10 protein-coding genes and 1 pseudogene are annotated in these 12,758 nt (G+C 59.9%); 10 read left to right on the top strand and 1 reads right to left on the bottom strand.

Annotated elements, in window-relative coordinates; all coding sequences use genetic code 11:
- Nucleotides 1-3: 3 nt before the first annotated feature.
- From AC3CHX_RS14310 to AC3CHX_RS14295, 4 genes are all read left to right on the top strand, one after another.
- Complete coding sequence (locus tag AC3CHX_RS14310) at nt 4-993, top strand: aldo/keto reductase (protein ID WP_488644659.1); 990 nt, start codon at nt 4-6, stop codon at nt 991-993.
- Between the two features lie 115 nt (nt 994-1,108).
- On the top strand, nt 1,109-1,582 hold the full coding sequence (locus AC3CHX_RS14305; RefSeq protein ID WP_488644658.1) for a (2Fe-2S)-binding protein: 474 nt from the start codon (nt 1,109-1,111) through the stop codon (nt 1,580-1,582).
- 10 nt (nt 1,583-1,592) lie between these two features.
- On the top strand, nt 1,593-3,839 hold the full coding sequence (locus tag AC3CHX_RS14300) for a xanthine dehydrogenase family protein molybdopterin-binding subunit (RefSeq protein ID WP_488644657.1): 2,247 nt from the start codon (nt 1,593-1,595) through the stop codon (nt 3,837-3,839).
- A 20-nt stretch (nt 3,840-3,859) separates the two neighbouring features.
- Entirely contained in the window at nt 3,860-4,909 is a 1,050-nt protein-coding gene (locus AC3CHX_RS14295; RefSeq protein WP_488644656.1) for an XdhC family protein, read from the top strand.
- A gap of 117 nt (nt 4,910-5,026) precedes the next feature.
- On the opposite strand, the gene AC3CHX_RS14290 is transcribed toward AC3CHX_RS14295, so the two are convergent.
- A complete protein-coding gene (locus tag AC3CHX_RS14290) occupies nt 5,027-6,658 on the bottom strand; it encodes an acyl-CoA synthetase (RefSeq protein WP_488644826.1) in 1,632 nt (543 codons plus the stop codon).
- Nucleotides 6,659-6,926: 268 nt separating this feature from the next.
- On the opposite strand from AC3CHX_RS14290, the gene AC3CHX_RS14285 reads away from it, so the two are divergent.
- The 6 genes and pseudogenes from AC3CHX_RS14285 (at nt 6,927) to AC3CHX_RS14260 (ending at nt 12,757) form a co-directional block, all read left to right on the top strand.
- The gene (locus AC3CHX_RS14285) at nt 6,927-8,147 is read left to right on the top strand and encodes an ABC transporter substrate-binding protein (RefSeq protein WP_488644655.1); all 1,221 of its coding nucleotides are present in this window, start codon (nt 6,927-6,929) and stop codon (nt 8,145-8,147) included.
- A 93-nt stretch (nt 8,148-8,240) separates the two neighbouring features.
- On the top strand, nt 8,241-9,017 hold the full coding sequence (locus AC3CHX_RS14280) for an enoyl-CoA hydratase (protein WP_488644654.1): 777 nt from the start codon (nt 8,241-8,243) through the stop codon (nt 9,015-9,017).
- 67 nt (nt 9,018-9,084) lie between these two features.
- Nucleotides 9,085-9,759 carry a glutathione S-transferase family protein gene (locus AC3CHX_RS14275; protein ID WP_488644653.1) on the top strand — a complete coding sequence of 225 codons (675 nt, stop codon included), beginning with the start codon at nt 9,085-9,087 and terminating at the stop codon, nt 9,757-9,759.
- Between the two features lie 168 nt (nt 9,760-9,927).
- Nucleotides 9,928-10,947: pseudogene (bioB, locus tag AC3CHX_RS14270) on the top strand (biotin synthase BioB).
- Nucleotides 10,948-11,172: 225 nt separating this feature from the next.
- Nucleotides 11,173-12,435 (top strand): cytochrome P450, encoded by a 1,263-nt coding sequence (locus tag AC3CHX_RS14265; RefSeq protein WP_488644652.1) that lies wholly within the window; start codon nt 11,173-11,175, stop codon nt 12,433-12,435.
- Entirely contained in the window at nt 12,428-12,757 is a 330-nt protein-coding gene (locus tag AC3CHX_RS14260; RefSeq protein ID WP_488644651.1) for a hypothetical protein, read from the top strand. The genes AC3CHX_RS14265 and AC3CHX_RS14260 overlap by 8 nt, the downstream gene beginning before the upstream one ends.
- Nucleotide 12,758 lies beyond the last annotated feature (1 nt).

Raw genomic sequence — 12,758 nt, 5'->3', positions numbered from 1 at the left:
ACTATGAAGACACGAAAACTTGGCAAACTCGAAGTCTCGGAGATCGGCTTCGGCACGATGAGCTTCGCTTCGACCTATGGCCCGTCGCCGGACCGCGATGAAGTCATTCGGGTCATTCGCGGGGCCCACGACTTGGGCGTGACATTCTTCGATACGGCTGAAGTCTACGGCCCTTTCACCAACGAGCGGCTCGTCGGAGAAGCCGTGGCCCCCTTCCGCGACCAGGTCGTGATCGCTACCAAATTCGGCTGGGATGTCGATCTGGAGACAGGCGAGCGACGGGGTGGACTGAACAGTCGTCCGGACCATATCAAGCTCGCCACCGAGGGTATGCTGAAGCGACTGAATATCGATTGCATCGACCTGCTGTATCAGCACCGGGTCGATCCCGACGTGCCGATCGAAGACGTCGCCGGCGCGGTAAAGGACCTGATCGCCCAAGGCAAGGTCAAGCACTTTGGTCTGTCCGAGGCCGGAGCCGACACGATCCGCCGCGCCCATGCAGTACAGCCGGTTGCAGCCATTCAGAGCGAGTATTCGCTGTGGACTCGCGATCCTGAGCCCGAAATCCTGCCGCTGTGTGAGGAACTCGGAATCGGATTTGTGCCTTGGAGTCCTCTGGGCGCCGGCTTTCTGACGGGCAAGATCGACACCTGCACGCCCATCGACCCCAAGGACTTTCGCGCCAACTCGCCGCGCTTTACAACCGAAGCCCGTGAAGCCAACAGCGCCATCGTGGACCTGTTGCGGCGTGTCGCAGCCGAAAAAGGTGCGACGCCTGCTCAAGTCGCTCTGGCCTGGCTGCTGGCGCAAAAGCCGTGGATCGTCCCGATCTTCGGCACGCGCCGGATGGATCGGGTCGAGGAAAACCTTGGCGCGGCTGGTATTGTGCTGACCGCCGACGATCTATCTGAAATCGAGGTGATCGGTTCCACGATCAAGGTGCAGGGTGCCCGACTGGCGGAGGCGATGTTGCGGCTCTCGTATCGCTGAGCGGCATTGATCTCTCAAGGCAGGCCGCCGGAGAAGCGGACGCTGTTGAGCGTCGTTCTCCTTCCACGGCATCCTTCGCCCATCCTCGATCCAACCAACCTGCGGAGAACTGAACATGAGCACGCTCACCATCAACGGCCGTGACCACACAGTCGACGCTGACCCCGGCACCCCCATCCTCTGGGCTCTGCGCGACACTCTTGGCATGACCGGCACGAAGTTCGGCTGCGGCGCAGCACTATGCGGCGCCTGCACCGTACACCTGGACGGGCAGGCCATCCGCTCCTGCATCACGCCGATCTCGGCGGCCGAAGGCAAGAAAATCATCACCATCGAATCAGCAACCGATGGCAGCGACCGGGTCGGTGCCGCCGTGCACACCGCCTGGGTCAAGCACGACGTGGCGCAGTGCGGCTACTGCCAGAGCGGCCAGATCATGAGTGCGACCGCGTTCCTGAAGTCACTGCCGCGCGGCAAGCAGCCCAGCGCTGCCGAAATCGACTCGGCCATGGTTGGCAACATCTGCCGCTGTGGCACCTATGCCCGCATCCGAGCTGCGGTGGCCGATGCCGCCAAAGCCTTAGCCTGAAGGAGTCGCTATGTTTCCCAATTTAGACCACAGCGAAATGCCCCGCGCCCTGCGGCAACTGCTGAACCGTGATCAACCCGACGAAGCTGCTGCCACGCTACCGCGCCGTAGCTTCCTGAAACTGGCTGGTATCGGCGGCCTGGCGCTCGGTGTCTTTCCGCTCCTAGCTACAGCACAGGCCACCGGTGCCGGCCAGGCGGCCAGCGCCCTCAAGCCGACGCAACAGCCTTCGGCCTTTGTGCAGATCACGCCCAATGGTGAGGTTACGGTCACCATCAACCGGTTGGAATTCGGCCAAGGTGTGCAGACCGGCTTGCCGATGATTCTGGCTGAGGAACTCGACGCCGACTGGAGCTTGGTGCGCAGCCGCAATGGCTCCAGCGACGCCGCCTACCAAGACCCACGCTTCGGTATACACATCACCGGCGGCTCCAACTCGATCAAGAACAGCTTCACACAGTACCGCGAGCTCGGCGCCCGCGCCCGGGCCATGCTGCTGGACGCAGCGGCAGCCCGCTGGAACGTGGATGTCGCGAGCCTGCGCACGCAGGCTGGCAGCGTGATCGGCCCGGGAGGGCGCAAGCTCGGCTACGGGGAGCTTGCCGAGGCTGCCATGGTTCTGCCCGTGCCCGAGAGCGTCACGCTCAAGGACCCCAAGGACTTTCGGATCATCGGCCGCCCCACCACGCGCATCGATGCACGGGCCAAGAGCAGTGGTCGGCAGGACTTTGGCATCGACGTGCACCGACCGGGGCAACTTACTGCCGTGGTGGCCCGTCCGCCGGTGTTCGGCGCCAAGTTCTCCGCTGTGGACGACAGCGCGGCGCGCGCTGTCAGGGGCGTGAAGGCCGTGCTGCGCGTGCCGCTGGAACGCGGAGGTGAAGGCGTGGCTGTGGTCGCCGACGGTTACTGGCCGGCCAAGCAAGGGCGCGACGCACTCAAGCTGCAGTGGGACACGGCTGCCGTCGAGAAAGTGGACAGCGAACGGCAACTGGCGCAGTACCGCGAGCTGGCTGGCCAGCCTGGCCCGCGCCATTTCGATGCCGACATGGCGCCTCTGGCGATCGCGCCTCGGCAACTGGAAGCCGAGTTCGTGTTCCCCTACCTAGCCCACGCGCCGATGGAGCCGCTGAATTGCACCGTGCAACTTTCGGAGGGGCGCGCCGAGCTGTGGACCGGCACCCAGTTCCCGGGTATCGACAACGCCGCAGCCGCGCGCGTGCTGGGTCTCAAGCCTGAGCAGGTGCAGGTGAACGTGCAGATGGCGGGAGGCGGCTTTGGCCGGCGCGGCGTGAGCAGCAGCGACTTCGTCGTCCTGGCCTGCGAGGTTGCCAAGGCTACGCGTGCCGCCGGCCTGAATGCACCTGTGCGCACGCTGTGGAGCCGAGAAGACGACATCAAGGGCGGCTACTACCGCCCCATGCACCTGCACCGCGCACGCATCGGCTTCGACGAACACGGCCAGGTGCTGGCCTGGGACCACGTCATCGTCGGTCAGTCCATCGTCACGGGCACCGTGTTCGGAGGCCGAGTGAAGAACGGCATCGACCCCACTGCGGCTGAGGGCATGCGTGATCCTTATCCGCTGCCGATGCGCCTCACCATGCATCACCCCAAGCTAAACGTGCCGGTGCTGTGGTGGCGCAGCGTGGGCTCCACCCACACTGCTTTCGTGATGGAGACCTTACTCGACGAGATCGCGCGCGCCACGAAGCAGGATCCAGTGGCTTACCGTATGCAGCTGTGGGGCGACAAGCAACCGCGCCACCGCGCCGCGCTGCAACTGGCGGTGGACCAGAGTGGCTACGGCAAGAATCGGCTACCTGCCGGCCGGGCCTGGGGCGTGGCGGTGCACGAGTCCTTCGAAACTGTCGTCGCCTACGTCGTCGAGGCCTCGATCCAGGAAGGCCGCCCAGTGCTGCACCGGGTCACGGCCGGCGTGCACTGCAACCTGGCAGTCAACCCACGCAGTGTGGAGGCGCAAGTTCAGGGCGCGGCGGTGATGGGCCTGTCGATGTGTCTGCCGGGTGCCGCCATCACATTGAAGGACGGCGAGGTGCAGCAGAGCAACTTCGGCGACTACACCGTGGCGCGTATCACCGACATACCGGCGTTCGATGTCCATATTGTGCCCAGCGCCGAGCCGCCCAAAGGAGTTGGCGAACCTGGCCTGCCACCACTGGCACCGGCTTTCGCCAACGCCATCGCGCAGCTGACCGGCAAGCCGCTGCGCCAGTTGCCGTTCAACCTGGCTTGAGTACTGAAGGACACGGCACCATGGAAGATCTCGACACTCTGGTCTTGCGCACCGCGCTGAGCTGGCAGGCGGCGGGCTTGCCCGTGGTGCTTGTCACTGTCGCGCGGACCTGGGGCTCCTCGCCCCGGCCACCCGGCTCGCTCATGGCCATCAACGGGCGGGGCGAGACGGTCGGTTCGGTGTCAGGCGGCTGCATCGAAGACGACCTGATCCACCGTATCCGCGAGGGTGGCGTGCAGGCGGCCTGTGCCACCGAAACGCCCGCTGTGCTCCGCTACGGCATCTCGGCCGACGAAGCGCACCGCTTCGGCCTGCCCTGCGGCGGCACGGTGGAACTGGTGCTGGAGCCCGTGTCCGCCCACAGCCGGCTGGACGCATTGCTGCACGCCTGCCAGCAGCGGCGCAGCACCGAACGGCGGCTGGACCTGCGCACCGGCCGGGTGGAGCTGCGCGAAGGCCGGCGCGACGGCGTGCCGCAGCTCTCGGACTCGTACCTCAGCACCTACCTGGGGCCGCAGGCCCGGCTCATCCTGATCGGTGCCGGGGACCTGTCGCGCTTTATGTGCCAGATGGCGCTGAGTCTGGGCTTCGAGGTGATCGTCTGCGATCCGCGCGTGGAGCACCGCGCAGGCTGGAGCCTGGACGGGGTGGTGGTCAGCCACGAAATGCCCGACGACCTGATCCTGCGGCTGCGGCCTGATGCGCGCACCGCAGTGGTAGCTCTGACGCACGATCCAAAGCTGGACGACCTCGCCCTGATCGACGCGCTGCAGTCCGAGGCCTTCTTTGTGGGCGCCATCGGCTCGCGTCGCAACAGCGCGCAACGGCGCGAACGGCTGCGCACGCACTTTGACCTTTCGGAACACGCGCTGCAGGCCCTGCGCGGGCCGGCAGGTCTGTACATCGGCAGCAAGACACCCGCCGAGATAGCGTTGTCCATCATGGCCGAGGTGGTGGCCGTGAAGAACGGGATCCGCTTGCATGCACCCACGCCGGTGATGGCTGGTAAGTCATCGTACGAAAGCATCGGGCATCAGCAGGCTCAAGCCACTTCCAATTGTACGGTCTAGGAATACGCCAAGAAGACGACATAAACATCGACACATTCCAACAGAAGGTTCTGCAACGAAATGCCCGTTCCTTTGAGCACCAATTCAGTCGGCGTCAACAGCATCCGCACAAAATGTTCAGCTTTCGTCGGCCTCCCGCAAGCTTCGGCGCATGAGCTTGCCGGTCACCGTGGATGGTAGTGCATCCATAAAGCTGATTTCACGCGGATATTCATGCGCGGCCAAGCGCTGGCGCACGAAATCCTGGATTTCGGCCACTAGCTGCTCGGAAGGCTGGAAGCCGTCCGCCAGTACGATGAAAGCTTTGACGATTTCAGTGCGCTGCGGGTCCTTTTTGCCGATCACGGCTGCCATTCTGACCGACGGGTGCTTCAACAGGCATTCCTCGATCGGGCCGGGGCCGATGCGGTAGCCAGCGCTGGTGATAACGTCGTCATCGCGGCCGACATAGCGAATGTATCCTTCGGTGTCAATTTCGCCGAGGTCGCCAGTTAGCAGATAGTTGCCGGCGAATTTTTCTGCGGTCGCCTTTGGGTTATTCCAGTAACCGAGGAACATTACCGGATCGGGCGACTCGATAGCGATGTTACCCGTGACGCCAGCAGCCACTGGCACGCCGCGCTCGTCCACCACCGCTACGGTATGGCCGGGAACGGCACGGCCGATCGTGCCAGATTTACGTGGGTAAAGAACCGCGCAGCCGGAGACGACGATGTTGCATTCGGTCTGACCGTAGAATTCGTTGATGGTCACGCCCAGCGCTTTTTGCCCCCATGCGATGAGCTCGTCACCGAGTGATTCTCCTCCACTTGCCACCGAGCGCAGAGAGAAATTCCACTGTTGTTTCGGATCGGCGACTGCGCGCAGCATCTTCAGAGCTGTAGGAGGAAAGAAGATATTGCGCACTTTGTGCCTGGCAAGCAGTGCAAACACGGCGGGCGGGTCAAATTTTTCGAAGCGGCGAGCCAGGACCGGCACGCCATGGTAGAGCGAGGGTAGGAGCACGTCGAGCAGGCCGCCGATCCAAGCCCAGTCCGCGGGTGTCCACATAAGATCTCCTTCCTGAGGGAAGAACTCATGCGAAATTTCAACGCCCGGGAGGTGTCCCAGCAACACACGGTGCGCATGCAACGCGCCTTTCGGCTTGCCGGTGGTGCCTGAGGTGTAGATGATGACTGCCGGATCCTCTGCCAGCGTGTCGACTGGCGAGAATGATTCCAACTCGCCCTCAAGGCTAGCCCAGAAGGATACACATTCTCTTGGATAGCTACCGGTTTGCTGCTCGACGCAATAGACGGATTGTAATGTCGGTAAATCGGCGCGAATGCCTTCGATTTTCCGTGCGCCCTCTATATCCGTCACGAGTACGGTTGCCCCACTGTCGCTCAGGCGAAATTGCAGCGCATCCGGTCCGAACAGGTAAAACAGAGGTAAGGCAACGGCGCCAAGCTTGTAGGCGGCCAAATGGGCAATCACGGTTTCCGCGCATTGCGGCACGAAGATGCCAATCCGGTCGCCGCGCTTGACGCCGCTCTTGCGCCAATGATTGGCGAGCTGATTCGAGAGTGCCTTTAGTTGGTCGAAGCTGTACGTCGTGACTTCGCCGTTCCGGTCTTCGACAATAACTGCACGCCGCCCGGAGCCGTCCGCCCATCGGTCGCATGCGGCGACACCGATATTGAAGCGCTCCGGAACTTCCCATTTAAAGTTGGCCTGCTGTACGGCGAATGTAGCTTCTCTCTTGAGCATGATTGTCTCCTCACTATTGTGTATTCGTTGATCGGCTGTTCTTTTCCGTGCCGGCTTGCGCGCTCTCAAAGCGGCGTAGAGCATCCGCAACCTCCGTTTATTATGAATTGAGTAATACTCAATTTAAACTTGCTTAATCTGTTAATGCTGATAATATCACGGCATAATAACAGGCGAATCAGAAAGTTATTTTTGTGTTGAGTAATACTCAATATAGCTCGCGATGTGCCAATTTTCGGTTAAGAACCTTGGAAATTAAGGAGACAAAATGACGTTAACTGTAAAAGCAAAGAAAGCCGCGGTTTTTGCTTCCACTACGCTGGCCATAGGCCTGGGGGTGCCAGCATTGGCACAGGTTTCCGACAATGTGATCCGCATCGGGTTAATTACCGACATGTCCGGTGTGTATTCAGATATCTCTGGTAAAGGGCATGTGGAAGCCATCAAGATGGCCATCGCCGATTTCGGCGGGAAGATGAACGGCAAGAAAATCGAATTGATGGTCAGCGACCATCAAAATAAGGCCGACATCGCGGCCGCCAAGGCGCGAGAATGGCTTGACCGCGAAGGTGTCGACGTGCTCATGTCTGGTGCCAGCTCCGCCGCCGACCTGGCCATCGCTAAGGTCGCCAACGAAAAGAAAAAGCCGTTCTTCGTTATCGCGACCGGCACGGCACGGCTAACCAATGAAGATTGCAATCCTTATACCATTCACTACGGCTACGATACAGTCGCCATGGCCAAGGCAACCGGTTCGGCCGTGGTCAAGCGTGGCGGCAAGTCATGGTACTTTCTGACAGCCGACTATGCCTTCGGCCATTCTTTGGAGGCCGATACTACCAAGGTAGTCAAGCAGGCTGGTGGCACCTCGCTGGGCTCTGTGAAGCATCCCCTCAACGCTTCGGATTTTTCGTCATTCATCATGCAGGCGCAGGCCTCCAAGGCGCAGATTCTTGGTCTGGCCAATGCCACCTCCGACACGATCAACGCCATCAAGGCAGCCAATGACTTTGGTCTGACCAAGACCATGAAGCTTGCTGGATTGGTCATGTTCGTCACCGATATCCATGCGCTTGGCCTAAGCCTTACCCAAGGTATGTATCTAAGCGACAACTGGTACTGGGATCAGGATGAGGAATCACGCAATTGGTCGCGTCGCTATTTCGAGACCATGAAAAAAATGCCCACGGGAAATCAGGCGGCTGGGTATTCCGCCACGATGAATTACCTGAAGGCAGTTAAAGCGGTGGATTCGGACGACGGAGGCAAGGTCATCGCACAAATGAAGAAAACCACTATTAATGACATGTACCTGAAGAACGCCACGATCCGCGGGGACGGCCGCGTTATGTACGACATGTTCCTGATGCAGGTGAAGGCTCCATCCGAGTCGAAGTATCCGTGGGATTACGTGAAGATCGTTGAGCGCGTGCCGGCTGATCAGGCCTTCACGACAAAGGCGGAATCGAAGTGCGCACTGTGGAAGTAAGGAAGGCCTAAGATCCGGTCTTGTATATGAAAGGCTGGACTGCGGCAGCAGCTCATCGCCGTAACGAAACGAAGACTTAAGAAAGAACACAGCATGGACTACGAAAACATCATCGTCGAAACACGAGGCAGGGTCGGGTTGGTCACCCTAAACCGACCCAATGCATTGAATGCGTTGAGCGACGCGCTTATAGATGAGCTTGTCCATGCCGTTGAGCAATTTGACCGGAACGAAAATATTCAGTGCATGGTCCTCACCGGCAGCGAAATAGCATTTGCCGCCGGTGCAGATATTGCCAAGATGGCGAATTTTTCCTACATGGATGTTTATAAGGGAAATTTTCTCACCCGAAATTGGGACAAGTTGCGCAGCATCCGCAAGCCAATCATTGCCGCGGTGGGCGGCTATGCCTTGGGTGGCGGCTGCGAGATTGCTATGACCTGCGATATCGTGATTGCTGCCGACAACGCGAAGTTCGGTCAGCCCGAAATCAAGCTCGGCATCATTCCTGGTGCAGGCGGCACCCAGCGCCTGCCACGCGCGGTGTCGAAGTCCAAGGCAATGGACCTGTGCCTGACCGGTCGCATGATGGATGCGCAGGAGGCAGAGGGCGCCGGTCTGGTTTCGCGCGTTGTTCCAGCTGCACAACTGCAGGACGAAGCAATGGCGACTGCGCAGAAGATTGCTGAATATTCCCAGCCCGTCATCATGATGATTAAGGAGTCGATCAACGCAGCCTATGAGACGACACTTTCGGAAGGCATTCGCTTTGAGCGGCGCCTGTTCCAGCCGACTTTTGCCACCGAGGACCAGAAGGAAGGCATGCGGGCATTTCTCGAAAAGCGCGCTCCTTCGTTTGTTGACCGGTGAGAATACGACCCGCTTGATACAAGCGTGCCATGCTGGCCAAACAGAACTCATAAAGACATTCCCCCACATGATTACCCTCTACCATTGCATGAGTGCCCGTTCGCTCCGCCCATTGTGGATGTTGGAAGAACTGGGTCTACCGTATGAACTGAAGATGTTGCCTTTTCCGCCACGCGTGACTGATAAGAGCTATCTGGAAGTCAACCCGCTGGGCACTGTGCCAACGCTTTTTGACGGCGACGTGCGCATGACAGAATCGGCAGCCATTTGCCAATATCTGGCCGCGCGCGTTGGTAATACGCCGGTCAATGTGGCCCCCAATGAAGCGGGCTACGCTGCCTACCTGAATTATTTGCACTTCGGCGAAGCGACCTTGACGTTTCCGCAAACCTTGGTGCTGCGCTATGCTTATTTTGAAACCGAGGAACGTCGGCTGCCGCAAGTAGCCGATGATTACGCCAAGTGGTTTCTAGCGCGCCTCCGTAGCCTAGAACCTGTTCTGACGCAGCACGATTACTTGGCAGCGGACCGCTTTACGGCTGCCGATGTCTCGGTCGGTTATGCGCTACTACTAGCCGAACACTTAGGTCTGAAGCCTCGATTCACACCCGCCGTATTGGCCTACTGGGAGCGCCTACGTGTGCGCGATGGCTTCCGACGCGCAATGGTTTCCCAGGAAAAAGCGGCCTTGGCTCAGGGCATTTCGACCGTGCCGGCGCCCGACGTTCGCCTCACCACCTAACTCAATGAAATATGGCTTTGTTGCGCAAATTGGGCTGGCGAGCACAGCCGCAGGCGTTTCTGAAAAAGCGCAAACCGTCGTGGCTGGCGTGAGCGCGGACACCGTAATGCAGCCGTTCGCATTCACCCTGGCGCCAACTTTGTTTCACCTGACAGAAGGAATTCTTTGATGCCTGCCCAACCCCTCATTTTTCATCCCGCCGCCGGCGCCACCGTTGCCACCGCCTAGTCGGTCGAGGCCGTGCAGGCACTGTTTGACCTGCCGTTCAACGACCTTTTATTTCGTGCGCAACAGGTGCATCGCGCGCATTTCGATCCAACCGAAGTGGAGCTGGCCACGCTGTTGTCGATCAAGACCGGCGGCTGCCCGGAAGATTGCGGCTATTGCCCGCAGGCCGCGCGCTATGACACCGGCGTTGTCGCGCAAAAAATTCTGCCGCTGGACACCGTGCTGGACGCGGCGCGTCAAGCCAAGGCACATGGCGCTACCCGGTTCTGCATGGGCGCGGCATGGCGCGAGCCGAAAGACCGGGATCTGGAACACGTTGAAGAAATGGTGCGTGAAGTCAAGGCCCTCGGCCTCGAAACCTGCGCCACGCTGGGCATGCTGGGCGAAGGCCAGGCCGAGCGTCTGAAGCAGGCCGGTCTCGATTACTACAATCACAACCTCGATACCGCGCCGGAGCTGTACGGCGACATCATCACCACCCGCGATTATCAAAACCGTCTGGACACCATCGACAGCGTGCGTAGCGTCGGCATCAAGGTATGTTGTGGCGGCATCGTCGGCATGGGTGAATCGCGCCTGCAACGTGCCGGTCTGGTGGCGCAACTGGCCAACATGACGCCGTATCCGGAATCGGTGCCGGTGAACAATCTGGTGCAGGTCGAAGGCACGCCGCTGTATGGGATCGAAGCACTCGATCTGCTGGAGTTCGTGCGTACCATCGCGGTGGCACGGATCACCATGCCGAAGGCGCGGGTGCGCTTGTCCGCCGGCCGCCGGCAAATGGGCGAGTCGATCCAGGCGCTGTGTTTTCTGGCCGGCGCCAACTCGATTTTCTATGGCGATAAGTTACTGACAACCGGCAATCCGGAAGTCGAAGAAGATCGTGCCTTGCTTGCCAAGCTGGGCATGCACACGCGCGCCACCGCAATCGATGCGCGTTGCGAAGTGACGCAGGGATAAATCAGGTCAGGCGGCGCTTGTTCGTTTCCACAAGCTGACGGATGCAGCAGTTTTAATTGTTTTTAAGCAGAACAGAAATACAAATGGAGGAGCCATGCTCACTAAAATCCTGATCGCCAAGCGCGGGTGTGATCGAAGAACTGCTGTTCGAGGCCGGCGACCAAGTGACGGATGGTACCCGGTTGCTGACCTTGAAGCCGCAGTGATTAAACAGCAGGCATGGGCATGATGATAGATTCCGGTTTCCTCGATGATCCCTACCCGGCGTACCGCGCACTGCGTGCTGGTGGGCCGCTGCAGTGGAGCGAACAATTCTGCGGCGGCGCGTGGCTGATGCCGAATTATGCGGATGTCGCGAGCGTGCTGCGCGATCCGCGTTTCTCCACCCAGCGCGCGGGCCGCTGGATCAATGGCAGCGGGCCTGCCGCGCGCGCGGAACTGCGCGAATTCAAGCGCATCTTTTCAAGGTCCTTGCTATTCCTGAACGGGACCCACCATGCGCGCCTGCGCAAGGTCATGCATGCCGGATTCAAGCCGGCCGCACTGCAAGATCTGGCGCCACGCATCCAGCGGCTCGTCGATCGCTTGCTCGATGGTTTCGATACGCTGGCGGAAATCGACTTCATGCGTGACTTCGCGCGTGTGCTGCCGGCTTTTGTGATCGCCGATATGCTTGCGATCGATGCGGCGGATCGCGACGATTTCGTCGCATGGTCGGACGACATCGCGCACTTCATCGGCAGTCCGACGCCATCACTGGACATTGCGCGCCGCGCCCAAACCAGCCTGGTGGCGCTCAACGATTACTTTCGTGCGCTGTTGCCGCAGCGGCGATTGCATCCCGGCGACGATCTTGTGAGTCAGCTGATTCAGGCCGAGGCGAGCGGCAGCGTGATCACGACGAATGAATTGCTGGCCCAGTGCTGCACCTTGCTGTTTGCCGGTCATGAAACCACACGCAATCTGTTGGGCAACGGTCTGTTTTACCTATTGAAATACCCAGATCAACTACAAGCGCTGAAAGACAGGCCAGAGTTGATACAATCCGCGCTCAAGGAACTGCTGCGTTTTGACAGCCCTGTGCAATTTACCGGCCGCATCCTGATGACCGATATCGAGATGCACGGGCGACAACTCAGGAAGGGCCAGCTTGTCATTCCCCTGATCGGTGCAGCCAACCGTGACCCCGCCAAATTCACCGACCCAGATCGACTGGACATAACGCGCGGTGAAGGAAATCATCTGTCGTTTGGCTACGGTCCGCATGTCTGCATTGGCGCTTCACTGACATATCTCGAGGCGGAGATTGCTTTTGCCAGCCTGCTGCGAATGTTCCCGGATCTTCACCTCATCGACAGCGCGCCGGCATGGGGATCAAACGCCGCCTATCGCGGCCTGACCAAACTACTCGTACGCTTGGCCAGCCAGCGACGGTCAGCAATAGGCGAGCGATTTACGCCGTTGGCTGAGAGACTCGTTCATGCTTAACTTCCGTCGACAACTTGAGCAGTTGCAACAAGAGGGCCTGTTACGCAAGCGACGTATTGCGGAAGGTCCGCAGGCCGTCCACTTGCAAGCTGACGGCAAGCGTTACCTCGCATTTTGCAGCAACGACTATCTGAGGCTTGCTAAACATCCCCGTTTGATAGCGGCGGCGCATCACGCGCTTGACGAGTATGGCGCCAGCGCTTCGGCCTTAATCTCAGGGTATACCCGCGGGCATGAGATGCTGGAGGCGGCTTTGACGCTACACGAACTGGCGGCGGGCAAGCCGGAAAGCTCGCAGTCCCTCTTTGCAGAGAGTAGGTAAG

Source organism: Glaciimonas sp. OK215 (assembly GCF_057787885.1).
Note: the sequence above shows the minus strand (reverse complement) of the source record. Positions and strands in the feature narration are given on the sequence as shown.

What these genes read in the sequence shown, in the direction of transcription:
- AC3CHX_RS14310 (WP_488644659.1), top strand. Translation starts at nt 4, where the DNA reads ATGAAGACACGAAAACTTGGCAAACTCGAAGTCTCGGAGATCGGCTTC.
- AC3CHX_RS14295 (WP_488644656.1), top strand. Translation starts at nt 3,860, where the DNA reads ATGGAAGATCTCGACACTCTGGTCTTGCGCACCGCGCTGAGCTGGCAG.
- AC3CHX_RS14265 (WP_488644652.1), top strand. Translation starts at nt 11,173, where the DNA reads ATGATGATAGATTCCGGTTTCCTCGATGATCCCTACCCGGCGTACCGC.
- AC3CHX_RS14290 (WP_488644826.1), bottom strand. Translation starts at nt 6,658, where the DNA reads ATGCTCAAGAGAGAAGCTACATTCGCCGTACAGCAGGCCAACTTTAAA.
- AC3CHX_RS14260 (WP_488644651.1), top strand. Translation starts at nt 12,428, where the DNA reads ATGCTTAACTTCCGTCGACAACTTGAGCAGTTGCAACAAGAGGGCCTG.
- AC3CHX_RS14305 (WP_488644658.1), top strand. Translation starts at nt 1,109, where the DNA reads ATGAGCACGCTCACCATCAACGGCCGTGACCACACAGTCGACGCTGAC.
- AC3CHX_RS14285 (WP_488644655.1), top strand. Translation starts at nt 6,927, where the DNA reads ATGACGTTAACTGTAAAAGCAAAGAAAGCCGCGGTTTTTGCTTCCACT.
- AC3CHX_RS14300 (WP_488644657.1), top strand. Translation starts at nt 1,593, where the DNA reads ATGTTTCCCAATTTAGACCACAGCGAAATGCCCCGCGCCCTGCGGCAA.
- AC3CHX_RS14275 (WP_488644653.1), top strand. Translation starts at nt 9,085, where the DNA reads ATGATTACCCTCTACCATTGCATGAGTGCCCGTTCGCTCCGCCCATTG.
- AC3CHX_RS14280 (WP_488644654.1), top strand. Translation starts at nt 8,241, where the DNA reads ATGGACTACGAAAACATCATCGTCGAAACACGAGGCAGGGTCGGGTTG.